General features: G+C 36.8%; 26 protein-coding genes and 5 pseudogenes. 19 read left to right on the forward strand and 12 right to left on the reverse strand.

All coding sequences use genetic code 11. From position 1 onward, the window contains the following. Window positions 1–16: 16 nt before the first annotated feature. The 3 genes and pseudogenes from F946_RS09550 to F946_RS17530 all read left to right on the forward strand — a co-directional run. A pseudogene (locus F946_RS09550) lies at window positions 17–948 on the forward strand (IS5 family transposase). Between the two features lie 400 nt (window positions 949–1348). Next, a complete protein-coding gene (locus F946_RS09555) occupies window positions 1349–3046 on the forward strand; it encodes a DUF4394 domain-containing protein (RefSeq protein WP_004981653.1) in 1698 nt (565 codons plus the stop codon). A 16-nt stretch (window positions 3047–3062) separates the two neighbouring features. Continuing rightward, window positions 3063–3242 (forward strand): annotated as a pseudogene (locus tag F946_RS17530) (type II toxin-antitoxin system RelE/ParE family toxin); the annotation flags it as partial. A 536-nt stretch (window positions 3243–3778) separates the two neighbouring features. Here F946_RS17530 and F946_RS17045 read toward each other — a convergent pair. The 3 genes from F946_RS17045 to F946_RS09565 form a co-directional block, all read right to left on the reverse strand. Then, window positions 3779–3988 (reverse strand): hypothetical protein, encoded by a 210-nt coding sequence (locus F946_RS17045; protein WP_004981654.1) that lies wholly within the window; start codon window positions 3986–3988, stop codon window positions 3779–3781. A gap of 501 nt (window positions 3989–4489) precedes the next feature. Next, entirely contained in the window at window positions 4490–4759 is a 270-nt protein-coding gene (locus F946_RS09560; protein WP_004981656.1) for a hypothetical protein, read from the reverse strand. A 95-nt stretch (window positions 4760–4854) separates the two neighbouring features. Then, window positions 4855–5082 (reverse strand): hypothetical protein, encoded by a 228-nt coding sequence (locus F946_RS09565; RefSeq protein WP_035326671.1) that lies wholly within the window; start codon window positions 5080–5082, stop codon window positions 4855–4857. Window positions 5083–5647: 565 nt separating this feature from the next. On the opposite strand from F946_RS09565, the pseudogene F946_RS17050 reads away from it, so the two are divergent. Next, window positions 5648–6077: pseudogene (locus F946_RS17050) on the forward strand (exodeoxyribonuclease VII large subunit); the annotation flags it as partial. Here the strand turns inward: F946_RS17050 and F946_RS09575 are convergent. Next, window positions 6069–6623 (reverse strand): annotated as a pseudogene (locus F946_RS09575) (acyl-CoA dehydrogenase); the annotation flags it as partial. The pseudogenes F946_RS17050 and F946_RS09575 sit on opposite strands and share 9 nt — an antisense overlap. A gap of 264 nt (window positions 6624–6887) precedes the next feature. Between F946_RS09575 and F946_RS09580 the strand changes: the two are divergent. Continuing rightward, window positions 6888–7121, forward strand: coding sequence for a DUF2171 domain-containing protein (locus tag F946_RS09580; protein ID WP_004981666.1), 234 nt, complete (start codon window positions 6888–6890; stop codon window positions 7119–7121). A 199-nt stretch (window positions 7122–7320) separates the two neighbouring features. Here the strand turns inward: F946_RS09580 and F946_RS09585 are convergent, their stop codons facing one another. Next, entirely contained in the window at window positions 7321–8727 is a 1407-nt protein-coding gene (locus F946_RS09585; RefSeq protein ID WP_004981668.1) for an iron-containing redox enzyme family protein, read from the reverse strand. Between the two features lie 622 nt (window positions 8728–9349). On the opposite strand from F946_RS09585, the gene F946_RS17485 reads away from it, so the two are divergent. The 4 genes from F946_RS17485 (at window position 9350) to F946_RS09600 (ending at window position 13055) form a co-directional block, all read left to right on the forward strand. Further along, window positions 9350–9481: a hypothetical protein gene (locus tag F946_RS17485; RefSeq protein ID WP_004981672.1), complete on the forward strand. Its 132-nt coding sequence runs from the start codon at window positions 9350–9352 to the stop codon at window positions 9479–9481. A 153-nt stretch (window positions 9482–9634) separates the two neighbouring features. Beyond that, window positions 9635–9931: a hypothetical protein gene (locus F946_RS09590; protein ID WP_004981674.1), complete on the forward strand. Its 297-nt coding sequence runs from the start codon at window positions 9635–9637 to the stop codon at window positions 9929–9931. A gap of 71 nt (window positions 9932–10002) precedes the next feature. Further along, window positions 10003–10686 carry a DUF421 domain-containing protein gene (locus F946_RS09595; RefSeq protein WP_004981678.1) on the forward strand — a complete coding sequence of 228 codons (684 nt, stop codon included), beginning with the start codon at window positions 10003–10005 and terminating at the stop codon, window positions 10684–10686. A 290-nt stretch (window positions 10687–10976) separates the two neighbouring features. Next, on the forward strand, window positions 10977–13055 hold the full coding sequence (locus F946_RS09600) for a catalase (RefSeq protein ID WP_004981680.1): 2079 nt from the start codon (window positions 10977–10979) through the stop codon (window positions 13053–13055). Between the two features lie 67 nt (window positions 13056–13122). On the opposite strand, the gene F946_RS17280 is transcribed toward F946_RS09600, so the two are convergent. Further along, a complete protein-coding gene (locus F946_RS17280) occupies window positions 13123–13263 on the reverse strand; it encodes a hypothetical protein (protein WP_004981682.1) in 141 nt (46 codons plus the stop codon). A gap of 215 nt (window positions 13264–13478) precedes the next feature. Here F946_RS17280 and F946_RS09605 point away from each other — a divergent pair, with 215 nt between their 5' ends. The 10 genes and pseudogenes from F946_RS09605 (at window position 13479) to F946_RS09650 (ending at window position 21640) form a co-directional block, all read left to right on the forward strand. Further along, window positions 13479–14102: an SOS response-associated peptidase family protein gene (locus tag F946_RS09605; RefSeq protein ID WP_004981686.1), complete on the forward strand. Its 624-nt coding sequence runs from the start codon at window positions 13479–13481 to the stop codon at window positions 14100–14102. Between the two features lie 134 nt (window positions 14103–14236). Further along, on the forward strand, window positions 14237–14872 hold the full coding sequence (locus tag F946_RS09610; protein WP_004981688.1) for a LexA family protein: 636 nt from the start codon (window positions 14237–14239) through the stop codon (window positions 14870–14872). A 12-nt stretch (window positions 14873–14884) separates the two neighbouring features. Further along, the gene (locus F946_RS09615; protein WP_004981689.1) at window positions 14885–16180 is read left to right on the forward strand and encodes a Y-family DNA polymerase; all 1296 of its coding nucleotides are present in this window, start codon (window positions 14885–14887) and stop codon (window positions 16178–16180) included. A 4-nt stretch (window positions 16181–16184) separates the two neighbouring features. Next, the gene (locus F946_RS09620) at window positions 16185–16403 is read left to right on the forward strand and encodes a hypothetical protein (RefSeq protein WP_004981691.1); all 219 of its coding nucleotides are present in this window, start codon (window positions 16185–16187) and stop codon (window positions 16401–16403) included. Window positions 16404–16459: 56 nt separating this feature from the next. Next, the gene (locus tag F946_RS09625) at window positions 16460–16678 is read left to right on the forward strand and encodes a DUF6500 family protein (protein ID WP_004981693.1); all 219 of its coding nucleotides are present in this window, start codon (window positions 16460–16462) and stop codon (window positions 16676–16678) included. Between the two features lie 238 nt (window positions 16679–16916). Continuing rightward, window positions 16917–17847 (forward strand): annotated as a pseudogene (locus F946_RS09630) (IS5 family transposase). Between the two features lie 546 nt (window positions 17848–18393). Further along, a complete protein-coding gene (locus F946_RS09635) occupies window positions 18394–19575 on the forward strand; it encodes a ComEA family DNA-binding protein (RefSeq protein WP_004981704.1) in 1182 nt (393 codons plus the stop codon). 85 nt (window positions 19576–19660) lie between these two features. Then, window positions 19661–20707 (forward strand): ATP-binding protein, encoded by a 1047-nt coding sequence (locus F946_RS09640; RefSeq protein ID WP_004981723.1) that lies wholly within the window; start codon window positions 19661–19663, stop codon window positions 20705–20707. Then, complete coding sequence (locus F946_RS09645; protein WP_004981725.1) at window positions 20700–21029, forward strand: STAS-like domain-containing protein; 330 nt, start codon at window positions 20700–20702, stop codon at window positions 21027–21029. The genes F946_RS09640 and F946_RS09645 overlap by 8 nt, the downstream gene beginning before the upstream one ends. After that, window positions 21029–21640 (forward strand): hypothetical protein, encoded by a 612-nt coding sequence (locus F946_RS09650; protein ID WP_004981728.1) that lies wholly within the window; start codon window positions 21029–21031, stop codon window positions 21638–21640. Before F946_RS09645 ends, F946_RS09650 begins: the two co-directional genes overlap by 1 nt. A 59-nt stretch (window positions 21641–21699) precedes the next feature. Here the strand turns inward: F946_RS09650 and F946_RS09655 are convergent, their stop codons facing one another. The 6 genes from F946_RS09655 to F946_RS09680 form a co-directional block, all read right to left on the reverse strand. Next, entirely contained in the window at window positions 21700–21975 is a 276-nt protein-coding gene (locus F946_RS09655) for a hypothetical protein (protein ID WP_004981730.1), read from the reverse strand. Window positions 21976–22001: 26 nt separating this feature from the next. After that, a complete protein-coding gene (locus tag F946_RS09660; RefSeq protein WP_004981732.1) occupies window positions 22002–22283 on the reverse strand; it encodes a hypothetical protein in 282 nt (93 codons plus the stop codon). A gap of 32 nt (window positions 22284–22315) precedes the next feature. After that, on the reverse strand, window positions 22316–22561 hold the full coding sequence (locus F946_RS09665; protein ID WP_004981734.1) for a type II toxin-antitoxin system HicB family antitoxin: 246 nt from the start codon (window positions 22559–22561) through the stop codon (window positions 22316–22318). 95 nt (window positions 22562–22656) lie between these two features. Continuing rightward, entirely contained in the window at window positions 22657–23040 is a 384-nt protein-coding gene (locus tag F946_RS09670; RefSeq protein WP_004981735.1) for a hypothetical protein, read from the reverse strand. A gap of 33 nt (window positions 23041–23073) precedes the next feature. Continuing rightward, complete coding sequence (locus F946_RS09675; RefSeq protein WP_004981737.1) at window positions 23074–23838, reverse strand: hypothetical protein; 765 nt, start codon at window positions 23836–23838, stop codon at window positions 23074–23076. Next, window positions 23828–25198 (reverse strand): CAP domain-containing protein, encoded by a 1371-nt coding sequence (locus F946_RS09680; protein ID WP_004981738.1) that lies wholly within the window; start codon window positions 25196–25198, stop codon window positions 23828–23830. Before F946_RS09680 ends, F946_RS09675 begins: the two co-directional genes overlap by 11 nt. Between the last annotated feature and the right edge of the window lies 1 nt (window position 25199).

A 25199-nucleotide genomic window follows, 5' to 3' on the forward strand; every position in this document is an offset into this window, starting at 1 on the left:
GCAATATAATTCTGAGATGAATAAGTCTATACCTAAAATCTATCGTACAACCAACTGGCCCACCTACAATAAAGCTTCAATTAATCGTGGAAATATTTCGATTTGGTTAGATCCTCAGACTCAATGGTATGCTCAATTTCAAGGTAAACAAGGACGAAATCAAACCTACTCAGATAGAGCAATTCAATGCTGTTTGATGATCAAATCTCTATTTCGACTTTCTTTACGTCTGGTCACGGGCTTTGTGCAAAGCCTTATTCAACTCTGTGGTTTAAGTTGGACGGCACCAGATTATTCCACACTCTGCAGAAGACAAAAGCAAATTGATATTGCGATAAGCTATCGGCAAAGTCATGGTGAACTACATCTACATGTAGATTCAACTGGCCTGAAGTTTTTAGGTGAAGGTGAATGGAAACGCAAGAAACATCAACCTGAATACCGTCGGCAATCGCGTAAACTGCATATTGGTATAGATGCTAAAACGCTGCAAATACGGGCAGTTCAGCTCACGACGAATAATGTCAGTGATTCACAAGTACTTGGTAATTTACTTGATCAAATTCCACCAGATGAACAGATTGATTCAGTCTATATAGATGGGGCTTATGACACAAAACAATGCCGTCAGGTTATTGCAGATCGACAAGCGCATGCGGTGATTCCGTCAAGAAAAAATGCGAAGCCTTGGAAGGATACAAAAGTTCATTCGCTAGAGCGAAATGAATTACTTCGTATTGTTAAACTTTAGGCAGGACACTATGGAAAAAATGGTCAGGCTATCATCGACGCAGTTTGGTTGAAACCAAGATGCACTGCATCAAATTATTAGGCGATAAATTAATGGCAAGAAGCTTTCCTAGTCAGGTGAATGAAATTCATGCTCGTGTAGCGGTCTTAAATAAATTTACAGAAATAGGCCGACCTCATACCCAAGTTGTCACTTAAATTTGAGCGACTAAGGAAAGCTCTATCTTTAAAATCTTTATGCAACAAAGCCATTCAGATCTAGATGTTGAAATGCAGTTTAATTTTGCATTTAGTCTCGTACTTGATGTGAACAATCTGTGAAGCATTACCAAATAGATATAACAATACAAAATAATATCCATAAAACATATATTTACTAAAAAACAATAAAGACATATGGTTAATTAACATGCGACAAACATTGAACTTAAATATCTTCATTTCTATGCATTCTACACGCTTAACAATAGAAAATGATCCTTTTCAAGTCTAAATATACCTCGACGTGTTTCTCAGCAAAGCTAAGTTGTTTTACAAATTTAACCGTGTAATCAAAAGTTCTTCGAAATCAAATATCAATAATTAAGGAAAATTATACATGGAACTCAAAACACTCATCTGTACTCTCACCGCACTCGGTGGCATCGGATTAGTTGGATGTAATGATTCAAATTCATCTGAGCCTATTCCTCCAACAAATGCTACCGGTAATCTCTTGGTACTGACCAGTAACGGTATGATTAGTTCACTCAATCATGACAAACCTGGTTCACTGATTTCAAATATTAAAATTTCAGGTTTAGTTTCTGGGGATCAACTGGTTGGAATGGACCATCGTCCAAGTGATGGAAAGTTATATGCAGTAGGTTTGTTGGGTAATATTTACACGTTAAATCCAAGCTCTGGCGTGGCAAAATTCGTCATTAAGATAACAGCTGATCCAGCAGATACGACCGATGGTAATGCAGCTTTTAGTAAAATTACTGCCAATCACGATGCGCTTAGCGTGAATTTCAACCCTGCTGCGGATCGTCTAAGAATTATTGGTCAAGATGGTCAAAACCTAAGAGTCAATGTTGATACAGGTCTCACTATCACCGACGGAGAAATCAGTCGGGTTGGTGATGCTACAACTGAAGTCAGTGCCGCAGCTTATACCAATGCTTTTGCTGGAACGGCAAGTACAAAATTATACAGTATCGATTCTGCGACAGATCGCATTTATCTGCAAAATGCAAATGCCGGAACATTAGGTATCTCTGCACCCTTAGGTCAGGATGTATCGAATAACGGTGGTTTTGATATAGACCCAATGAATAATATTGGTTTTGCCGCATTACAAGTCTCAGGTGCATATAAATTATTTAGAGTTAATCTTGCTCATGTAGGAACGACCAGTAACGCTATTTTTGAGACGAGCGACTTGCCTAGCGAATATCGTCAAACCTCCATTCGTGGGGTTGCACTTAATCGAGCAGAAGATACCACCTCAAAAGGAATCGGGCTGACTAACAATAATGCTTTAATTCGATTTGAAATCAATCGTCCAAATGATACGACTGAACAAAAAATCACAGGCGTATTGGTCAATGAAAAATTCGTAGGTATTGATTTTAGATTACGTACTGCTACCGATAAAACCAATACGCTATATGGTTTAACTGACCAAGCAAACCTGTATACTATTAATCCAAATTCTGGTGCTGCAACACTTGTGACTGCGCTTAAAGCCGGTACAGGTAGTAACTTTAGTGCTCTAGACGGTACAGAGTTTGCTGTTGACTTCAATCCAACGGCTGACCGTTTAAGAGTCATCAGTAATTCGGGGCAAAATCTGCGAATCAATGTCGATACAGGTGAAACCATTCAAGATGGCAAAATCAATGGGATCACCAATGCCGTGATTAGCGCTGCTGCATATACCAACAGTTTTCAAACACCTATTTCAGCACTTAGCACCGAATTATTTAATCTAGATCAGACCAATCAGTTACTGACGAAGCAAGTTCCACCCAATGATGGAACATTGGTGAGATTAGGTAGTCTTGGCGTGAACTTAGGCTTGAATGATGGTTTTGATATTGCTGGTGGTGATAATGGATTGGCTCTAGCGGCAATAAACAACAATAATGGTGCTTCTGTCCTATACCGTATAGATCTAAATAGCGATACAACACTAACAACTCCACGTGCACGTCCCGCAATTTCTGTCAGTGGTACGCCTAGTGTTATGAGCTCAATGATTGGTTCAAACACCACGCCCGCCTTGATTGATTTAGCGATACTTTTCAAATAGTTTAAAGAGTGCGCTTACCAAGTTAAAAGACCAATAGTCAAAAAGACGCATATAGGTCCGAATTGATAGGGTTGCAAATGGAAACTTTGGAGATACTGAACCAGTCAGTGAAGGTATCTCTGAATTAAGTTTCTTTTTTGGACCAAGCTATAGGATTTATTATTGCAAGCAAGGGCAAAGGGTTATTATTTTCTTACAAACGTTCCCAAATCTACTTGATTTTATTTAATATAAATCTCTTATGCGTAATTCCCAATATTTAAATTTTCCATCAAATTATTGTCAATTGAACATAATAGAGCTTACTCGAAACAGCCCTCACTCAGAGGGTTTTCTCAATTAACACACTGCACACAAACAGTGACATGTGCACCTTTGTCGAAATCGAATGCGCTGTGCAGTCCGAAAGTAGAATGCACAGCAACATGTGGTTAGTTATCCTGAGCAGCATATTTCAAGTTATCCGCTACACGATTCGTCCAGTCTGAGAGGGGGGTAACACCAGACGTGCTATCTAGAATCCCCAATAATTAAATAGGGATAGTTCCAAAATCGGTGGCTATTCAGGGATTGATTTGTAAGAGATTTTATAAAAGTAACTATGACGTTAATTAAGTATATAAAGTTGTATAACAACATCTCATAAAAGAGAAACAACCTCCGAGAATAATAGATATCGAACGGTTTTTTTTATGTCTGATCCATTTTAAAAAATAGAGGCTTAAAACTCTCTTAAGATGGATTGCTTAAAAATTTACGCATCTGTCTATGTCTTCTAGTGAGACCTAGTACCTCTTTACGCTTAATAATTTCATCTTCAGTAAAAGGCAGATGATTAATAAGCTCCTCAATCACCATAACACTATTTTCAATTAAGAAACTATCTTGCTCGGTTGACCAATTTGAGGTTATATGCTCAGGTTTTTTAGACAGTCTTTTCATAAAAAGAAATTATACCTAATCATGAGGACTCTTGACTTTCTTCAAGCACTCGCGGAATACACAAATTTCTTTATGGTCATTGGTGTAATCAATCTCTCTAGCACCATGAAGGCCAAATATACACATTAATAATCTGATCATCTTATTCCTCCTTTAACTACTTAAAAGGTATATGTCTTAGGCATCTATATTTATATGAATCCCTGTAAGACAGCATTTCGAACAACTTTATCGAAGTTTGAATGAAATGAATTTTCAGTAGTGTGACGCTTTGACAATAAACAGAAACTTGCTACCACACCTATGCCCACCAAAGTTAATATTTTCATCTTTAATTCCATCCGTGTAGAACTTTTGATTCAAACATATCATTGTGATTTGTATCTATCTAACCGCCTTCTGATGAATTACTGTTCATAATGTAACCACATTATTATTTATGTAATTGAATTTATTAAATAATGAAACAATTCCTATCAAATTACACTGAGTTATTACAACTTATAGATTTAAAGCTTTATGTGCCCATTTCAGAAATTTATCTTTATCGTTGAAATGAGGGACATTCAATAAATTGATATAGGAAACTTCGCCAAAGTTTCCTGAGATTTTATTTGATTCAAGAATTGTAAAATCTTCTTCTTGCCCTACATGTACTTCCCGAAAAAACTCCGTAACCTTCCGATCAAGGTTTAGTGAGGTAAACCCCTCTCTTTCAACTAAAAAGTCATAGATCTGGCTAATCACATGTAGTTCAAATTTTCTATTCATTGTTTTCCGTTCTCATAATTATTTTAACAATTGGTTTAATTTAAACTAATTTCTTTTACGGATAAAGACAATAAAAAACCTACTCTCAGGGACATTTAAATAGATTTTCGCTTAGCCTTTGCTAGTAATATCTCTATTCGTTGAGTAATTTCCCACAATTTAAGCTCAGCATCACGCCAAAAATAGTAGACGTCACCATCTATGACATACATTTGCTTAATGTAGTTTATTGATTTTGGCTTGTTTACTTCTTTAGCATTAAAACATGGTTTATCAAGCACTATTACCCTGCCATCCAAATCACCACCGATACAGATATTCATTTCTATTCTTATTGTTGTAAGCAATGATTAAACTATATCACAAACGAAAAAGCGCAATTATCTGAAAGCACTTTATCTACTAAGTATCTGATGAAAAATTAAAATTCATACCAATACGATTAAATTAAGCTACCATTAAAAAAGCTCTACATTTCTGTAGAGCTTTCCCCTTGGTCTTTTGCGCCGAAACAAGGAATCGTCGTTTTTATTTACAACAAAATAATTAAATCATTAATCGAATAAAAAATGAAGCAAAAAAAACCTGCAACTTGGGGAAGGTGCAGGTAGAAAACTGATATTAACTATCATGGAGAACTTAATACCAAGTAATATACTCGGTTTATATTGAGATCTCATTTACATTTTATTCCAAATTATCTAGCAACAAAAAAAAGTCCTTCAAATGATGAACTTTTTGCGGTAATTAAGTGAATTTCTATAACTTCGTCCACTATAGCAGAAATACGACATATACCTTGATCAAGGTCAAGTTAGAATATTCTCAATTTGCACTTCTAGCTTTGCTTTAATACTATTCACTTAAGCAATTAAAATAATTGATCTAATGTCTGAACCTCAGTTTTCTCTTAGTGATTACCTATCTACAGTACAGGAAGTAATTCAAATTACTTTCAATGAGCCTGTATGGGTGAAAGCTGAGATCCGCAATCTCAATATTAAGGGTGGACATTACTATCTTGAGTTAGCTGAAAAGGATGAAAACACCGATAAAGTTATAGCAAGTTGTAAAGGCACCATTTGGAAATTTACAGCACAGAAAATGTGTGCTTAAGTTTGAAAGAGAAAGTGGTGTAGAACTTTCAAAGGGTTTAAATGTCTTGGTAAAAGTCAGAGCCAAGTTTGATCCTCAGTATGGCTTTTCAGTGAATGTTGAAGATATTAATTCAAGCTATACCCTTGGAGACATTGCACGGCGCTATCAACAAATTTTAGAAAGACTTACCTCTGAAGGCTTATTAAATAAAAACAAACTCGACTGCGGTCTCCTGAAAATTGACTCTGGCGGTCTGTGTTCCTTGCATGCCTACAGCTTGCCAGTGAGCTGAATCAATCGAGATCGATGATGGGTTTAAGTCAATAATGCAGAGCTGAGATTTCCCTTGTTGATCTTTAAAACTGATTAATGCTTTATGAATCAATTCAGCACCTGAACACCACTGCTTAACTCCATGACAAAGCCCATTTTTGACCTGTAACGGCGCTGGTCCACCATCGGCAGCCCAAACAGCCCATGTCTCCTCATCGATTTCTTTTTCATAACCGAGTTCATGCAAAATACTTAAAGCATCAAAATGTGACTCAAAAAGCTTGGCTAAACTTAGGTCAAAGCCAGCTATCTGAGCAAAAATTTGCCAACGCTGATAGGTTTGCCACGAAGCAGGTTCAGGCAACCTTCCAACAGAATGAATCAACTGTTTCAACACAATTGGACGTTGATTTAGTTTTTCTTCAGCTGAGTAATGCTCAAAGCGATTTAATATCTCTAAAGTTGAGCTTTTTATAAATATTTTGCTATTCATTCTTAAAATATTAATTCAAGTCAATTAATTTAAATAACAGGTGAAATATTCTGTTTGTTTAAATAGATAATTTGTAATAAAAAGATAATTATTCATAGTTATTTAACTATTTATTTCGTTTTGTTTCATTGTTAACCAAATAGTATGTTTAGGTGTATCTATAAAATCATCATGTAAGGATTATTTAAAATCCAATAATTATAAGGAAATATGCAGTAGTTTAAAGGCTTCCGTGTTGTTAAGTTTATAAAAGAGGTTTAAGAAATGAGTACTTTAAATATTCAAGATATTAAAAAACATTCAGATGTAATTGCTTCTTGTGGTTCCAAAGTCGGAACAGTTGATCATCTCGAAGGTGATAACCAACTCAAATTGACTCGTGATGAAAATGATCAACATCATCTGATCCCAACGGCATGGATTGGTGAAGTCAAAGATGACAAAATAGTTCTGATTAAAAATTCAGAAGAAGTTAAGCAACAATGGCAAGCTATTTAAATTATTCTAAAATAAAGAGTACGACTAGATTTTGGTCGTACTCTTTTATTTCTTTGTAAGTAATTTCAAAGAAGCGCGAATCCGTCGCAATGTCCGTTGAATAAAAGGTGTTTCATTTCTTACTTGTAAAAATAGGTAGATGGAATCTATTTGTCATAGACTACATCTATTTTATATAAATTAATAGGTTAGCCTACTATCATTTAAAATTACTTCCTAAGAATGGGAAAATATACTCAACCACTTTTTGCGTAGCCCATAAACCAATCTCTTGGTGATGTTGATGTGGAGCTAAATATGGCATCAATTTGCTAATTTTATGCCCAGTATTTGCAGATATCTGAATTTGCTGCTGTAAGAGCAATAATTCCTTTTCTGACAAATAACTAAAATCATTTAGTTCTATAAAGTTTTTTATATATTCTGTATTTACTGGGTTAATGCGTCTACTTAAATTAGCACCAGCAATCCAATCATAAATAAAAGCTTTTTCTGCAGCAGAGAAAACTCCAAACATTTTCCCATCTTCTTCATTGATCAGCTTCCAAAATCGGCTATGTTCTGGATCTTCGTTAAGCTTAATCCATCCTATTTTTATTAGCTCAATAATGAATTCCTCAACCTGATCTTCTTCTGATAGCCATGAATTTACAGACTTATTATTAAACTTGCATTTCTCATTATGCATGTGCTTTCCAACCAAAGCTTTGCTCTTGAAAATGTCCAGAACCACTCGCTCAGTATTTAGGTTCTTTATTATTTGAACTGAGCTAACTCCCCGATTATTCAATAAAAAGCCTATCTTTAATTTACGAATAAATTCGGATTGATTTGGGTAGCGTTTGGCTAAACATTTAATCGCATTTGTAGCTAATTGAGCATGTCCATTATCAAAGTTATCAATTGTAATGTGTAGGTTAAAATATTTGGAATCAATACCTAACTCTTTAAGTTCATAATTTGTAATCAGTAAATGAAGTGGTAGTTGTTCGTATCCAAAATTAAAACCTGCAATCTCGGGTATAAAATCTGATGGAGCATAAGCTAAAGCCAATTGTATTGCTGACTGGTGATAATATTCATCAGGCAAATTCATTGAAAATTGATGAAGACCAAGTGATAGAAGTAATTTATTGAAAAGTTTTACATGGTTACTTTGACTGGAACCTAACCCCAACTCCTCAACATATATCTGTATAAAGTCTCTAAAAGCTGGATCATTCCAGTACTGTGTAAAGCTATAAAGCCAAGCACCGTCTACACGTTTGGTCGGTGCTACTTTGTATAAAAATTCATAAGCTTTACTTGTAGTTCCAAAAAACTCCCTTGCACTCCCATTTTCACGCCTTTCTAAGTACTCTTTGTAATGCAAGCATTGTGTTTTATTTTGTTTCTGCATCCAGACTGCCAATTGATCAACATTAGTAGGAAAATCAGAGAAATCACTATCCAAATGAAGTATTTCGTTTTCTAGGAAATGATAAGCTTTCAACTCTTTTTCAGAATGCGACACTGATGGATCTAAGAAAAATTGTGTTATTTCAAAATATTTCTGATGGGCATCGGTTATTAAATTTAAAATTCTCTCTTTTACTGCAGTAGGCATTATAATTCTCTCGCGGTAAATAACTTATACCAACATAATTGACACTTATACTTAATTAATTAGCAACTTTGAAAAGAAACGTTAACAAATGTAATCCTTTAGTTTATTTAGTTTTAAAATACAAAAATTTAAGTAAATAATTATAATATTTGAAATAAAGAAACATTTCACTATATGTGATTTCAATCACATTCATTAAAATTAAAAAAATATGGTGCTTAAAATTAGTGAAAAAGCATTTTATCTAATTTATAAAATTGTTAACTGTATTTATTGAAAGTACAAGCACTGCTATTATTTCTGTCGTTATTCAGTTGATATCCTACACGGATTTTTCTTGTTTTTAAAATTAAAAAAAAAATCAATAAATTACAAACACAACTCCAATCAAAAAGATATAAATCTGAATTAAGAATAAAATTAAACATTGTTAGCCTTTTGTAAAAAAAAAATATATATTTCCATTTATTATCAATACCTAAACTTTTAAAACAAACACAATTTAACTCAAAAATTAAAATGTAACACCTCTGATGTTTTTTAAAACACAAATTATGATATTAATAATAAATCTACTGATTAATTAATGTAGATTAATTCTAATCTTATGAGGTTCAGTAAAATGACTAATCAAAATCAACAGCAGAAAAATCAGCAACAGCAGCAGCCAAATCAACCGCAAAAAAAGCCAGATCAGCAACAACAGCAACAGCAACCAGACCAACCGCAAAAAAATCCGAATCAGCAAAAATAACCGAACCAAAACCAGCAAAATGACCAACACTTTCAACAGAAATAATATTTTTTCATGTTGAATAATATTATTAAATTCTAAAACTCATTCATTAATTAAATCCAACTAAGAATTTTTTTTTGAATTCTTAGTTGGATAGAATTGGAGTTCATTATGACTATCAATGACCATCAAGACGAAAACCCAATCAAGCATGATTGGCGTACAGATTATTCAAACCGCCCATATTACGGCGATATCCAACGAGAACTTCCTGATGTAGATTATGACCGTGATCTTCGTTCAGCCTATGAATTAGGTCAGCATGCCCGAAATGAGCGTGGTACTGATGCACGATTTGAGGATTCAGAAAGTGATCTAAAAGTAAAATGGGAAGAATTAAAGGCTGAATCACGCTTAAAGTGGGAACAAGCCAAACATGCTATTAAAGATGCATGGGACAAAATGTAAGCCAATATAATGATAATGAGCCTTTTAGGCTCATTATCAGCACATCTAAATAATAATTAAATAGGTGTAAAATGGACTTTATAAAAATACTATTAGCTGATACTACATTCACTTTTGCAGCAGAAATTGTACTTCGTAGTGTCTTGATGTACTTCCTGATTATCTTAGTTTTAAGATTTTCTGGTAAACGTGGTGTTAGGCAACTTTCCATCTTTGAAATCGCAATTATTCTTAGTTTAGGATCTGCTGCTGGCGATGCTATGTTCTATGAAGAAGTTCCGATCATACATGCTGTCATCGTTTTTGCAGTAATTATGGCTTTATATCGCTTAACAACTTATTTAATGATGAAATCCGATGCTATTGAGACCGTATTGGAAGGTCGACCAATATACATCGTCAAAAATGGTTTACTGATTGTTGAGGATATTAAGCAAGAAAAGTATTCATATGATGAGTTCTTTGCTGAAATGCGCCAAAAGAAAATAGAGCATCTTGGACAAGTTAAAATGGCACTGCTTGAGACTGATGGCTGCCTAAGCGTGATCCCATATTCTAAAGAAAATATAAAATGGGGCCTTCCTCTGTTTCCCGATGAATACCAAATCGCAGATCATCATAATGTCGATCACTTTTATTCTTGTATGTTGTGTGGTCAAACCCAACGTTTAAATCATTTAAATGAAGAATGCCCTCGCTGTCAAAATACAAAATGGGCTAAATCCTGTTTATATTGCGAGGAATATCAAAATTAATAAGGTTTTGTTTTGACTTAGATTAATTCAATATTATTTAAAATGAATAGTTTAAGCGAACAAAAAATACACATTTCTTTACCTTACTCAAAGAGTAAATACTTAAAGTTTATATGGGTATCTTTGATCCAAAAAAGAGTTTTCTGGCAAGTAACTCATATTCGATTGTAGATAACCTATTAAATTGTATAAGCACAAAATATCCGTCAACAAATAAGCCATTAACTTACGTGAAAATAAATACTTATTTTCATAAAACGTTATAAAGCAAATGTATAAGAGAATGTGATATGAAAGAACCAAATACACCAAAAATTGACCAGCTTTCTGAGGAAGCATACGTGGATCCTATAGGTAAAACTCTTACCACTTCTTTAGGTGTTCCCGTAGCTGATAATCAAAATAGTCTAAAAATTAATGAGAAAGGCCCTACTCTTCTCGAGGACTTTCTTCTAAGGGATAAACTTATTCATTTTGATCGTGAGCGTATTCCAGAACGTGTTGTACATGCTCGAGGGGTCGGTGCCCATGGTTACTTTCAAGCTTATACCGGTAATGAAAAATGGACTAAAGCCAAGTTCCTAACGGACACAAATAATCAAACCCCTATCTTTGTCCGTATTTCTACAGTTCAAGGTGGGCGAGGTTCGGCTGATGTCGTTCGAGATGTACGAGGTTTTTCTATAAAATTTTATACTGAAGAAGGAAATTATGATTTGGTGGGGAATAATATCCCTGTCTTCTTCATTCAGGATGCTATTAAATTTCCGGACTTTGTTCATGCAGTAAAACCAGAAGATGCCAATGAAGTTCCAACTGGTCAATCTGCCCATGATACTTTCTGGGATTTTATTTCTTTAAATACCGAAGCATCACATATGACTACTTGGATAATGTCAGATAGAGCAATTCCAAGAAATCTACGCTCTATACAAGGTTTTGGCGTTCATACATTTAGATTGATTAATAAGAATAATGAAGCATTCTTAGTGAAATTCCATTGGACTCCAAAGCAAGGTGTAGCTCAAGTCGTCTGGGATGAAGCCCTAAAAATTAATGGCAAAGATCCCGATTTTCACAGACGTGATCTGTGGGATGCTATTGCGCGTGGCAATTACCCGGAATGGGAATTAGGCGCACAAATTTTCTCTGAAGAAGATGCAAAACAATGGGACTTTGATGTCTTAGATGCTACAAAATTAATCCCAGAAGAACTTGTACCTGTCACTCCACTAGGTAAATTTGTTCTAAACAAAAATACAGATGATTTTTTCGCAGAGACAGAACAAGTTGCTTTTAGTCCTGCAAATATTGTCTCAGGTATAGATTTTAGTAACGATCCCCTTTTACAAGGACGGCTATTTAGCTATACGGATACTCACTTACACAGACTAGGTACGGTAAATTTTAATCAAATTCCAATTAACAAACCCGTTTGTCCTTTTCATACGAATAGACGAGGTGGTTATGCTAATCACGAAGTTTATAAAGGAAAGGCAAATTATGAACCTAATTCTGTTGATGAAAATTGGCCAAGAGAATCACCTAATGACAGTGGTGCCTTCAAGACACATCCTGAAGAAGTACAAGGCAGCAAACTAAGAGTTCGACCAGAAAGTTTCGCTGATCATTTCTCGCAAGCCACAATGCACTACCATAGTTTGGAAAAACATGAACAACAGCATATTAAGGATGCATATTCTTTTGAATTATCTAAGGTTAAATCGGAAGATATCCGCAGACGTGTAGTTTACGCTGTCTTAGCTAATATTGACTTGGACTTAGCTGAATATGTTGCGAAAGAGTTAGGTATTAAAACTCCCCCTAAACAGCAAGATAGTCTGCACCAACCCGTAATTGCATCTTCGAAAAGATTAAGTACCTCATCTTTTCCTGCATCTGATATTAAACAGCGAAAAATTGCCTTGCTCGTTCATGACGGTGTAAATGCGTCATCAATCGATGATATTAAAATATGGGCTGAAGCAGAAAAAGCTATTGTGGAAACTTTAGCACCGAACGCAGCCCCTGTTAAATCTAGTGATGGCAATGAAATACCAGTAGATGGAAGACAAAATGGCGAGCCTTCAGTGATTTATGATGCCGTAATCGTGATTGATGGGAATAATTTAGAAGTATTTAAGGCTGATGGAGTTTCTAAACATTATGTATTAGAGACATATAAACATCTCAAGCCTATTGTTTTCCTGGGTGATAAATGCGCTTTAATAGATGAGTTTCAGCTCACTAAGGATGCAGCTCTATTCTCTACTCAAAATTTTAAAGAGATCCAAGATCAATTCAAACAAGCTATTCAAAATCACCGTTTGTGGGATAGAGAAAAAGTTGTCACAGCTATTCCAGTATGAATTTATTTGAGATTAAAAGTAGTGTAAGCATTTGATTTCAAAAAGCCCTCGTCGAGGGCTTTTTGATCTACTTTTGCTCTTTAAGTGGATTCTCAGGCTCTTCATTTGGTTTTTTCTGAGGATCTGGATTCTGATAGGTTTTCTGATCACCCTTGTCATCGTTTGATTCTTTTTGAGGATTGGACTCTTGCGTTTGTTTATTAGTCATAGCGATTCCATCACCAGTATAGCTTATATAAATAAATATGACTTGTAGAGCTGAGTATCAATTATAGATATGTAAAACTCACTGTTTTTAGGTTTAATACTGCAAATTCTTATGTGAGCACTGCGTTGACGATACTAAATTGTTTTGAAATCATTTTATTCTTAGTTGGGTTATTATTTGAGCGATGACCATAAAGAATAAAAAGGGATAAGTCTATGTGCGCAAACTTTGAAGCGATCAGAAAGAATCGTGCATTTCTACTAGACCTCCCTGAGCCAGATCAATTGGAGTTTCCTGAAGACATATTTCCGAACTACCCTGCTCCTTTGATCTTTTCCAATGATGGTAATATCCAATGGAGATCAGTTAATTTTGGAATGATTCCTAAGTGGGCCAAAGAAAAGACCTTCGGCAAGTACACATACAATGCCCGGACTGAAACGGTCGCTGAAAAACCCAGTTTTAGGGAGGCTTGGCATAAGTCTCAATTTGGTTTAATTCCTGTCGAAACCATCTTTGAACCAAAATACATTGACGGTAAATCTCACTGGTATGGGATTGCACGTGAGGATGGTATGCCTTTTACCGTGGCAGCCATATACGAGAATGCTGTCATTGATGGAAAGCAAATCCGATCGATGAGTATGCTCACCATCAATGCCGATAAACACCCTTTCATGAAGCAATTCCATAAGCCTAAAGATGAGAAGCGCTCGATCATCGTTATCCCTGATAAATACCGCGAAGAGTGGCTGAATTGCAGCTTTAAAGAGGCGCATGAATTCTTCTTTGAAATGCAGGATGAGTACATCTCCTTCCCTAAATCCCGCTTATCCTAAAATGGTGCTCAACCTAATTTAATTTGAAGGCCCTTTGATTATCCACAGCTTTTAAATTTGAAATTTAATTTGCCACCGACTATCCTAAAAAAAGAGTTCAGTTCCAAACACGCCTCGTAGCGTAGGAGTCAAACATGTCAAAGAAACTACCGATCTATTTCTCGGATGACGTCTGGTCATTCCTTCAAACACTTATGGGCCCAGATGGTGCTCCAAGTCCTACAGTTAATGCTGTATTTGAAAAAATACAAAAAGAGCATGAGCTAGGTTCTAAGTTTGATCTTAAAGAAATTTCAATTAAAACCCGCCTCGAAATTCCTTCCGCACTGGAGCGGTTTTCTGCAGGTCCTGCTTTTGGCACAAAAGACCATATCGATAAGTCGATCGACTTAAATGACTTCCTTATTTTTAACCCAATATCGACGTTCATGGGGCGGGTTGATAGTGAGTCTATGCTTTATGCTGGCTTTGAAATCGATGACCCTTTCTTGGTCGATAAAAGCATTACAGCACAGCATAGAGATATCGTTTTAGCCCTCATCGATGAGCGTGAAATAACGTTAAAGCGGTTAATGATGACCGCTAAGATGTCAAAACAAGAAATCAAAGAAATGTTTGGGGATGAAGACTATGAACTTCCCCCTATTTGGCTGAGAGCTGAAAACCCAGCTTACGAGCATATTATTCCTAAAGACAGCCAGTCTATCTCTATCCAAGGGGTTGTGACCTTCAATCTCAAGCAATTTTATAGACGCTCGACCAGCAAATAAGAAGTATAAAAAATGAAAGCTGAAAATCGTATATTCGCGTTAGTGGACGTGAATAACTGCTACGTCAGTTGTGAGCGTATTTTTAATCCGTCCCTCAATAATCGTCCGGTCATTGTTCTCTCGAGTAATGATGGTTGTGCCGTGGCGCGCTCCCAAGAAGCCAAAGACATTGGCATTAAAATGGGTGTACCGGTATTCCAGATTCAAGACATCATCAAGAAGCATGATGTTCAGGTATTCTCCAGCAACTTTGCTCTATATGGCGCTATGTCTCGTCGTTTTATGACTTTACTGGGGATGTATGTTGCACCAGGAGAGCAAGAGATTTATTCAGTCGATGAATGCTTCTTGGATCTCACTAGCTATGAGCATTTATTTGATTTAACCGACTATGCCCAAGACATTCGTAAGACTGCTTGGCAGTGGCTCACCTTACCCTGCTGCGTGGGTATTGGCCGTTCAAAAACTGAAGCAAAAATTGCTAATCACCTCGCTAAGAAGAATAAGTTTTTTAATGGGGTATGCAATCTGGTCGATATGGACCCTTGCTCAACTGAAGCCATGCTTGCCCAAGTCGACGTTGGAGAGGTTTGGGGTGTTGGGCGGCAGAATTGTAAAAAGCTCAATGCAATGAATATCCGTACTGTAATGGATTTAGTTCAAGCGCACCCAGCAGAAATTAAAAAGCAGTTCAGCATTGTTATGGAAAAGACGGTACGTGAGCTGAATGGGATCTCATGCATCGATTTGGAGAGTGATGCCCCTGCTAAAAAGCAAATCATCAGCAGCCAATCTTATGGCCAACCCATTTACGACATTGAAAACATCAAATCTTCAGTGCGCTTATACGTGCAGAGAGCTGTCTCAAGACTTCGTGATGATATGTCCTTATGCAAGATGATTGGGGTGTTTATTCAGACAGGTCGCTTTGATAAATGTGCAAAATACACACCTTACGTGATTATGCAGCTGCCCGAGCACTCCGACGATGTTTTAGAAATTACCCGTATAGCCATGCAGGCCATTGATGAAATATTCAAACCCGGCTTTAAGTATAAAAAGGCGGGAATCATCCTGATGGAGATCATCCCGAAAGCTAAATTCTCCCCTGACCTATTTACCGATTATTCGCTACAGATTAAGCGAGCCAAACTCTCAGACGCCTTAGATCACATCACTCATAAATATGGCAAGAACACGCTGTCCTTGGGTTTATGCGGGCGCAAAGATGAGCACTGGCAAATGAATCAAGAACGCAAATCCCCGAACTATTTAACAGAATGGAATGAACTCTTTAGAGTGAGATAAGACTATGCATATATTTAAACTTACAAATGAGCAATTGGCACAACTCTTAATTCCTAAGCGTTTTGTACCACCGACACCACAGGAATTTAAAGACAAGAATATGGTCTACGTCTTTGACAGTGAGGATAAGTTTGAACTTACTTATGATGAGTTGGTAGAGATCATTAGTAAGGCTAGACAGGCTGGACCACGGATGATTCCTGTATTGGGAACGGTGAATTAAATCTATCTACAGTTATGTGGGTTTAGAAATATTGAATAATTAACAAAGGTCAAAAAATGAGAGATGAATTAAAAGAGATTTTTATTCGTGGATGTAACGAAAAAATTGAGAAGAAAGGAGATAACGTAGGACTATCCTTTTATGCTTTCTTCAAGAATAAAAATGATAATCCAGAACTATTGATGGAGGCTGCTCAATGGTGGATCCTACAACACAAACTAGATCACTTTGAGAAAGCAGTTAAGGTTAGGCAGCTTGTTTTAAGTGAATCCTAATTACGATTTATTGCATTACACCAACCGAAACATGGATGGTTGAGAAAGCTAAAGATCTAAGCACTTAAATTTCATCAATAAAAATAAATAATAAACTGTTCTAGCTTACTCCATACTAGAACAGTTTAACCTAAGACATATTTTCTAAATTGAAAAAATTTAAGGTGAATTATTAATTTAAAGGGGCTTTGTTGCACAAAGCTGTTCTTAAGGGCTTCTTCGGCAATATAATTTCCAAATGAAGAAGCCTACACACAAAATCTACCGCACAACCAATTGGCCCGCATATAACCGAGCTCTCATTAATCGTGGGAATATTGCCATTTGCTTCGATCCAAAAACACAATGGTATGCAGAACCACAAGGAAAACAAGGTCGAGTCAAACCTACTCCGACATAGCGATTCAATGCTGTTTGATGATCAAATCTCTATTTAGACTCACTTTACGCATGGTTACTGGTTTTGTTCAAAGCTTAATTAAACTTTGCGGATTAGATTGGACAGCTCCAGACTTCACGACGCTTTGTAGAAGACAAAAGTATATTGATATTCAAATTAGCTATCAAAAAAGTAATGATAGGCTTCATCTACTCGTCGACTCTACCGGTTTAAAGTTTCTAGGTGAAGGAGAATGGAAACGTAAGAAACATCAGCCTGAATATCGTCGCCAATGGCGTAAATTACATATTGGTATAGATGCTAAAACCCTACAAATACGCGTTGTTCAGCTTACAACCAACAACGTAAGTGATTCACAGGTACTTGGTGATTTACTTGATCAAATTCCGTCGGATGAACAGATTGATTCAGTCTATACAGACGGGGCTTATGACACAAAACAATGCCGTCAGGTCATTGCAGATAGGCAAGCGCATGCAGTGATTCCACCAAGAAAGAATGCCAAGCCTTGGAAAGATAAAAAAGTTCATTCGCTAGAGCGAAGTGAATTACTTCGAACAGTTAAACACTTAGGCAGGACACTATGGAAAAATGGTCAGGCTATCATCGCCGAAGTTTGGTAGAAACCAAGATGCATTGCATCAAATTATTGGGAGATAAACTCAATGCTACGCACTTTCAAAGCCAAGTCAACGAGGTACATGCCCGTATAGCCATCTTAAATAAGTTTACGGAGCTCGGCCGACCTCATACCCAAGTTGTAACCTAAATTTGAGCAACTTAGGAAAGCTCTGCCGTCAAAGGCTTTATGCAACAAAGCCCTTTATATAATAAAATAAAAATCAGATTTAACAGGATCTGGAATGGATATATATGATTACTGGACAATTAAAATTTCGGCAATATTTATTTTTATTACTGTTATTACCTTCTTAATCAAGCAAGCAACACATTATCAGAAGAAAAAGGATGAAGCTGAACGTACTATGTTATAACTCAAAGCACTGCCTTCATATTTAGCAGATCTTGAAGCTAAAGATGCAACAAACTTAAGAAAAGACCTTGCATCAAAATACTTTGGTAAAAGTAATGACAATTCAACTTTAAATGAAATCGGAAATATTGTTAGTGAACAGTTGAAGAACTCTACTGAAGTTGCGAAGTCATCAGCCAAAGTTATCAAGGCTTTAACACCTCCTAAAACTTAAGCCATACTCTTTGACATATTGTTCGTACCTTAGATACTCACAATATGTCAGAAATGCTATATAGTTAACACAAATTTCTTTTTAATAATTATAGTTTGGGGTTAGTTGTGGCAGATAAGAAAGCTGAAGCTTTGAAGATTGTTGAGGAAGGTTTAAAAGAGTTAGAGTCTACAAAAGGTAGCGTAACTGTTGGTGTTCAGAAGCTTTCACGTGCAGCAAAACTTCTAGACAACGAAGAAGTTTGGACATGGTGTCAAGTCCAGTTGGGTAATACAAAATATACTAATGCTTTGGGCAAGCTCTGTAAAAAGCTTTCTACAGAGTATGAGAAAGAGAATAAAACTCAAAATATCTTTGATAAAAAATACAAGGAAGAGATTGAAAATATTAATAAACTAAAAATTCCTCTATTTGATATTAATGAAATTGTCCGTTATAAAAATAATTCGGAAGCTGCAGGTTTTTCATCAGTTGATTTCATAGAAAATAAATTAAATGTATTAATAAGAGAAAAGAAAGGTAACGACGGCTCTCACTACAAGAATCCCTTGCAATCACACTTAGCATATATCAAAAAATACACCTTCGAATATTTAACAGAGTTACATGACAAGCTAAAGTTTTCTGGAACAATTTCATCGAGTTTTGACTTACTGAAAGATGCAGTTGATGACCGTCTTCTCGATTTAGACCCTGAAATTGCAGAACAACTAATGTTAGCTTTTAAATCTGTCTCATCTGACAGTAAAGAAGAATGGTCGCATGCGCTAACAACATGCAGAAGATTATTAGAAAGTCTTGCTGACAAACTTTATCCTGCCAGCGACTTAGTAATTGGTAAGCGGACTTTTAAACAAAACCAGTTCGTAAATCGCTTATGGCAATTTATGAATGATACTATTGAATCTGACAGCAATCGTGATTTGGCTCAAATGCATGTTAACTATCTTGGTTCATGGTTGGAAAAAGCCAATAAAATTACGAATAAAGGCGTACATGACGAAGTCTCTCAACTCGAAGCAACTAAAGCAGTTTTTCATATTTATTTGATGCTTGCTGATCTACTGGACTATCTAGATCCATCTGCTGTTTCTAAGACTACTAAGCCTAAAATTACTGATGTGACACTCGATGAAATTGAAGCTCTACTTAATGTAAAGCGTGATGTTGCTAAAGCAATTGTTATTGCACGCGTCAAAAATAGCGGCTTAACTATTGAGCAACTTGCAGAAGTAAAAGGTGTAGGTCCTAAGACCGTGGCTACTGCGAAAGAAGTTTTTGAGTTTTGATTTATATAAACTTCAATAATGATTTATACTTCGTAAAATTTATACAAGTTATTGTTCTAACTTCAATTTTAAAGTTAATTAATACATGAAAAAATTAAGTGAAAAATGGTATACGAATCAAGCTATATCTATACGTCGGGAAATAGCTTGTAAGTTACGTAAGAAGAAAAAAACTAGTGCCTTTAATCAAGGTAAGAGTATTGTTTTTCCACATGCATTAAGTTTTCAAGATGCTAAATGTCGAAAAACACTTTTAAATGCTATTAATAAAATTCGTTATCCTCAAGAAGTGAAATCGGATGAACCACTTTATTTAGATTTTAATAAAGTTGGTCTTCTGATTGCTCCAGCGACAATTTATTTTTCACACGTATTAGAACAATTCCCTACCCAAAAAATCTTAAGTAGAGCTTCAAACACAAGTAACATTGTAAGAGCAATGTTCACTAAACTTGGGATACATGAGCGTCTTGGACTACAGTCGTGTTATTCCAATCACGACATGGTTGACTGGTTTACATTTAGTGGAACAGATCTAACTTTTGGTAGTGATTATGATGAAATCGAAGAAGTCTTAGCGGAAAAGTTAGATGAAGAAACTTTCTTAATCGTAAATGATGCAATCTCTGAGGCAGTCAGTAATGTATTAAATCATGCATATGAAACTCATCAACGCTCTTTAGGCTGGAAAGTATCGTTACGAGTTACTGAAGAATATTTGAGTTTAGCCATTACAGATCTTGGTAAAAGTATTCCTGTAACTGTGCCAGATAGAATAGATGATCATATCTTGAATCGTCTAAGCAATATCTTTAACACAACTAATTTGTTAGGAATGGATGACGCTCAACTTATTGATATTGCAAGTGAGTTTAGACGATCTAATACAGAGGAAAGACACCGCGGCAAAGGCTTTGGTGATATGTTAGAAGTTTGTAAAAATGTTAAAAATTCAACTTTAATCGTCTATAGTAGAAAAGGAATATGGATGAGTAATGGTCAAGATTATAAAAAAATGGTCAATTACAAAGATGAAATAGATGGTACAATCATTTTCTGGAAATTGCCCTTAAATTCTCCTTTGGCAATACAGAGCATCGGCTCTAATGAAGTGGGAGATGGACATGAGTGACATGATTATTAACATCGCTACAGACTTTTACCCTCGCCCTGCTGGTCGTTTTTCAGCAGATGGTGAATATACTGGTGAAACTTTTAGAGATAAAGTTCTTACTCCTAAACTTGAAGAACTTCAAAGTGCTTCAAACGGTCATCTTATTATTGATTTTACTGGCGTAACTATGGCAGGTTCTTCTTTTCTCGAAGAAGCTTTTGGTGGTTTAGTTCGTAAAGGAAAATTTTCAAAAGATTTTCTGCAAAAAGTTCTAGTGATTAGAAGCCCTAGACGCCCAATTATTAAAGATCGTATTGAAACTTATATCAAAGAAGCTTAATGATTTTTTTTGAAATTACTCACTTTATAGCCAATATTTTTATTGGCTTTTTTAATTTTTTAACTTCGTCACTCATATTAAAGGTCATTGTCGGAGTCCCTGCCGCTTATGTTTTTTTTCAGCGAGTACATAGTCAGACCCAACAACGTGCATTTAAAGCCATTAGTGACGAACTCGTAAAAATTAATGATTTTGTGATCGAATTTATTTCTAAATTAGATGTTATTGAGCCAGATACTGAAATTGAAGCAAAAACCATATCTGAACTCAATGCATTAAAAAACAAAATCAATGCGCATATCATTTATACACAAGAATATATCCATGGCTTCCCTTACGGCGGCCCACTCAATCATGTGTACTTTTTATTATTTAAGCATTACTTATTTCCTAAACCCAAAAAAACTATTGATGACTTGGAATTTACTTATCAAGAATTGATTTTGAATGATACAGTTTTAAGTCTTGAGAAAGAGTTTATTGAAGATAAGAAATTAAAATTATTGGATGACCATACACTCAAACTGGATCAAGTCGTTATTGATAAGATTGTTTCAACTAGCCGAGCACTCTTAGAAAACCTTGAAGACAACACTCGAAAAATCCTTTAACTTTATTTAAATCCAATTACTTCCCCTCCTAACCACTCATTAATCGGATTCGCAATCCTTTACATGAGTGGTTCAATCTCCGCATTCCAATGAGCTTCTTGTGCTTCAGTAATTGACCCAAATGCTCTCGGCGGATTAAAATGATTTGAGAATTTAACTTTATAGTAAATGTTAGGCACAACCCTACTGACCTCCCCTTGATCCAGATAAGGAGATAAAAAGCTTAATAGCTGCTTCTTAGAAAGAGCAACACTGATATCTTGAACAGAAAACACTGAGCCTGCTGCTAAGTTTTTCAATTCAGTGGCCAATCGTCTTTTAATATTGTCATCCATAGCCAAAACTCATCATCGAGTCATCCTTATTTCCGACCAAATTTTTCTAAGGCAGCTTCATTAAAATCCTCATTAAACATCTGCTTCACCCGATGTTCTCTTTTTAACGTTGCGACAGTAGCGAAGAAACATGCCTCACATAAATGCAGTTCATACTGTTCTCCATCATGCTTCGACCCATTGCCCCAATTGGCGGATAGGACTGCATAGTTCAGTTGAGTGAACTCCTGACAAACGTCACATAAAATATCTTTCGTTTGCTCTAGGTGGTTGTATTCTTCTAAAGCTTCCTGTTCTTTGCTTTCCACATTTGCCTCCTCACTTTTGATGCTTGTGAGATTTATGTCAGTGCCAGATCCAAAGCAATCAGGATCTCACCCTCTTGGCATTCACTGGGTGGAGGTAAAGTCCGATCCTCTTCACGATAGAAGTCCACACTGGTGAACAGCGCATCTTTGGCCATGTGTAGGGCATCCTCGAAATTGTCACCGCAGGTAATTGCCTCTGGAATATCCCGAAATGAAACGTTGTACGCTTGGCCTTCTTGTTCGAATTTTGCTGGATAAAACACTGGACTACACCTCATGATCGAATTCCTATAAATACTGATCGAACCATTCTTTCTTGTTTTAAAAGCCCCTACCTCAGCAGAGGCTTCTCTTGCTCACTAGTACACTCTTGTTATCTAAAGTAATAACCCCACGTATCGTCTTTTGAGTCTCCCCACCCTGTCCAGATCTGAGTGAGTTCTACATAATCCGGATTGATGCTTTTGACCTTGTATAAATAGCTACGGGGTGGAGAGGTCTCATTGAGGCGTACTTTTTCAATTAAGATAAAGGTCTTGTCATCCAACCATCTGACTCTAAGTGGCATTGGGTCCTGACACTGCCCCAGTTCTGCATACATCGCCGCATCTTTCCCATTTTTGGAGAAGGACAATCCGGCACAATGAACCTCAGGGATGTCCATCACCAGACGTTTTCCGATCAGGCTTTCTTTGGCGCCCGCAAAGGCTAAGGTTGAAAGACTGAGACATAAACCCGTTAAAAATATTTTTTTCATGTCGTTACTCTTTATTTATTCAGTTGAAGTGATTTAGAACATATTATCAATAAAGCCACACTGTAAAATGTGCTGTGATGGATCTATTGGATGGTCATACAGACTGATATAAGCAATCATATCGGTCAGATCAGAAAGATCCCGTTTGTAATGCTGGGTATAGATGTAAATCCGTTTAGGGCTGTAACGCTTTTCGTTTTGGAAAACCTCTCCGTTAAACACCTTTAAATGCGGATACTGTTGAAAGACCTGATGGGTCTTGGTTCGTTTCTCATTGTCATGTGCTGAGGCTTGATCCCATTGCTGTTTAAAGTGTTTATATTGCTGCCCGCTATAGGGACTGAACTGAATCTTTAACCCTTCCTCTAGCTTCTGTTTGGTCTGAGCCATGTCATCATTGCGATAAATCGAAGTACTTGCCCCAGCCACACTGACCTGCATCAAAGCCTCAATCCGTTGGATCGGATTGCTTTTATCTTTGGGCAAATAGACTTCTATTTCAGGACAATCCTCACAGTAGTTTTCATCGTCTGGATCATCCACAACGCTTGATTTTTGCTGGGTGTAGTGCTGCTTAAATTGTTGTTGCAGAGTCGTTAGATTAGAGGCTGCGGTATGCGTCCAATCTCCTGTGGCCAATTGATTGCTAAAAGACTGTTCTTGCTTGGCCCAATCCAAACAATTTAAGCCCTGCTCTAAAGTCACTGCATTGGAAGTAGAAACCGGCTGTGCCACCACAGTCTGCAATGCCAATAATGAAGCGCTGGCGAGTAAAAATGATCTCAGCTTAAATCTCATTGGATGATTCTCCTGCTGAGCGTTGTTCTCCTGATAAGCGTTGTTCACCGGACTGATCATCAACTTTAAACCAGTAGGTATAGTCCTCAGCTTTTCCATCTACCATCACATGCTGCACATTAACGTCATAGATCACGTTGTATTGCATTGCGCTAAAATGAAATTGCAGGTTATTGGCCAATAAACCATAGCTGATATTGTCATACTGGATGTTGCTGATCGTTTGAGCTTGCTGATTATCCCGTCTCGTCACTGTGAGCTTCGCCTGTGAAAAATCGACTTGATTATTGGCATAGGCATTCAGTGGATTGACTAATATCGACAGGGATAAAGGTTCAGTTTTTGAAAAGAATTTCTTCGGATACACATGATACGGATAGGCAATCACCCCTTTCGGCATCGTGGTGCTTAGGGTTTGCGATGCATAGGGATAGACCACTTTCATGGCAGCGCCTAAGATGGTCGCTACGCTTTTAGCCTCAGTATTAGAGACTTCGCCATAGGCAGTTTTGCTCAGGAAGGGACTTAAGAGATGACGTCGATGACCAATGCTGACCGAGTTTTTTTCAATCAACCAATTAATCACATGGGTATCTGCACCGTAGCTGGCTAAAGGCTGATAGGCTTGAACAAAATTCAAGTTCGATGTCGAAGTCCCTTGATAACCAATATCACTAAAGCAGCGCCACGTACGATCCGGATAATGTGAGGTCTTTTCATTCACCGCCAGTAACATAGAGGCTTGCATCATCTGATCTTCATAGGCTTGGTCATAGCGAACTTTCGGCAGATGGTGTAAGGCACGGATCTCATTCAAGGTATTGATAAACAGCTGACGCTCCGCCTCACTGGGCCTCCCTGCCTGACAGGCATTCAGATCCTTAAGATCCTCTGCATCATTCTCAATGACATCCACCACCATTGTGCTATTCACAGGCAGAAGCTGTGAGGTTCCTGCCTGTGTCAGTTTTAAACTACATTCGCCCAAATCTAAGGCTTTGAGCTCCCCTTGTTCGAAGTCACAAATACTTGGACTCTGACTGCTAAAACTGAGGGTCAGATCTTGATCCGTCTTCAGGTTCAACTGATAGGCCTGACCTTTGAGAAAGCGATGGATCTGTAAAGGTTCAAAGCGTTGTGCTGTCTTGTTTTTACAAATTCCTTCTTGTAGATATTGCGTTTCAGAACACGTGACTGGTTGAGGTGAAGTACCACCATCGTTTGCCCCATCCGTTCCACCACTATTGGAACCAGTGTTTCCGCCTGAACCACCACCACATCCAACCATCGCCATACTGATGGCCAGCATCAAGATGCTGGTTCTAATCGATGGTATCCCCGTTTTTGAACGTCTCATCATA

Origin of the sequence: Acinetobacter johnsonii ANC 3681 (assembly GCF_000368805.1) — a bacterium.
In the GTDB taxonomy this organism is placed as follows: domain Bacteria; phylum Pseudomonadota; class Gammaproteobacteria; order Pseudomonadales; family Moraxellaceae; genus Acinetobacter; species Acinetobacter johnsonii.

Coding starts and splice junctions, on each gene's coding strand:
- F946_RS09665 (WP_004981734.1), bottom strand. CDS start 22,561: ATGAGGTGTAGTCCAGTGTTTTATCCAGCAAAATTCGAACAAGAAGGC.
- F946_RS09610 (WP_004981688.1), top strand. CDS start 14,237: ATGTCAAAGAAACTACCGATCTATTTCTCGGATGACGTCTGGTCATTC.
- F946_RS09600 (WP_004981680.1), top strand. CDS start 10,977: ATGAAAGAACCAAATACACCAAAAATTGACCAGCTTTCTGAGGAAGCA.
- F946_RS09590 (WP_004981674.1), top strand. CDS start 9,635: ATGACTATCAATGACCATCAAGACGAAAACCCAATCAAGCATGATTGG.
- F946_RS09625 (WP_004981693.1), top strand. CDS start 16,460: ATGAGAGATGAATTAAAAGAGATTTTTATTCGTGGATGTAACGAAAAA.
- F946_RS17485 (WP_004981672.1), top strand. CDS start 9,350: ATGACTAATCAAAATCAACAGCAGAAAAATCAGCAACAGCAGCAGCCA.
- F946_RS09645 (WP_004981725.1), top strand. CDS start 20,700: ATGAGTGACATGATTATTAACATCGCTACAGACTTTTACCCTCGCCCT.
- F946_RS09585 (WP_004981668.1), bottom strand. CDS start 8,727: ATGCCTACTGCAGTAAAAGAGAGAATTTTAAATTTAATAACCGATGCC.
- F946_RS09605 (WP_004981686.1), top strand. CDS start 13,479: ATGTGCGCAAACTTTGAAGCGATCAGAAAGAATCGTGCATTTCTACTA.
- F946_RS09580 (WP_004981666.1), top strand. CDS start 6,888: ATGAGTACTTTAAATATTCAAGATATTAAAAAACATTCAGATGTAATT.
- F946_RS09555 (WP_004981653.1), top strand. CDS start 1,349: ATGGAACTCAAAACACTCATCTGTACTCTCACCGCACTCGGTGGCATC.
- F946_RS09615 (WP_004981689.1), top strand. CDS start 14,885: ATGAAAGCTGAAAATCGTATATTCGCGTTAGTGGACGTGAATAACTGC.
- F946_RS09670 (WP_004981735.1), bottom strand. CDS start 23,040: ATGAAAAAAATATTTTTAACGGGTTTATGTCTCAGTCTTTCAACCTTA.
- F946_RS09655 (WP_004981730.1), bottom strand. CDS start 21,975: ATGGATGACAATATTAAAAGACGATTGGCCACTGAATTGAAAAACTTA.
- F946_RS17045 (WP_004981654.1), bottom strand. CDS start 3,988: ATGAAAAGACTGTCTAAAAAACCTGAGCATATAACCTCAAATTGGTCA.
- F946_RS09595 (WP_004981678.1), top strand. CDS start 10,003: ATGGACTTTATAAAAATACTATTAGCTGATACTACATTCACTTTTGCA.
- F946_RS09680 (WP_004981738.1), bottom strand. CDS start 25,198: ATGATGAGACGTTCAAAAACGGGGATACCATCGATTAGAACCAGCATC.
- F946_RS09675 (WP_004981737.1), bottom strand. CDS start 23,838: ATGAGATTTAAGCTGAGATCATTTTTACTCGCCAGCGCTTCATTATTG.
- F946_RS09565 (WP_035326671.1), bottom strand. CDS start 5,082: ATGAATATCTGTATCGGTGGTGATTTGGATGGCAGGGTAATAGTGCTT.
- F946_RS09640 (WP_004981723.1), top strand. CDS start 19,661: ATGAAAAAATTAAGTGAAAAATGGTATACGAATCAAGCTATATCTATA.
- F946_RS17280 (WP_004981682.1), bottom strand. CDS start 13,263: ATGACTAATAAACAAACGCAAGAGTCCAATCCTCAAAAAGAATCAAAC.
- F946_RS09620 (WP_004981691.1), top strand. CDS start 16,185: ATGCATATATTTAAACTTACAAATGAGCAATTGGCACAACTCTTAATT.
- F946_RS09560 (WP_004981656.1), bottom strand. CDS start 4,759: ATGAATAGAAAATTTGAACTACATGTGATTAGCCAGATCTATGACTTT.
- F946_RS09650 (WP_004981728.1), top strand. CDS start 21,029: ATGATTTTTTTTGAAATTACTCACTTTATAGCCAATATTTTTATTGGC.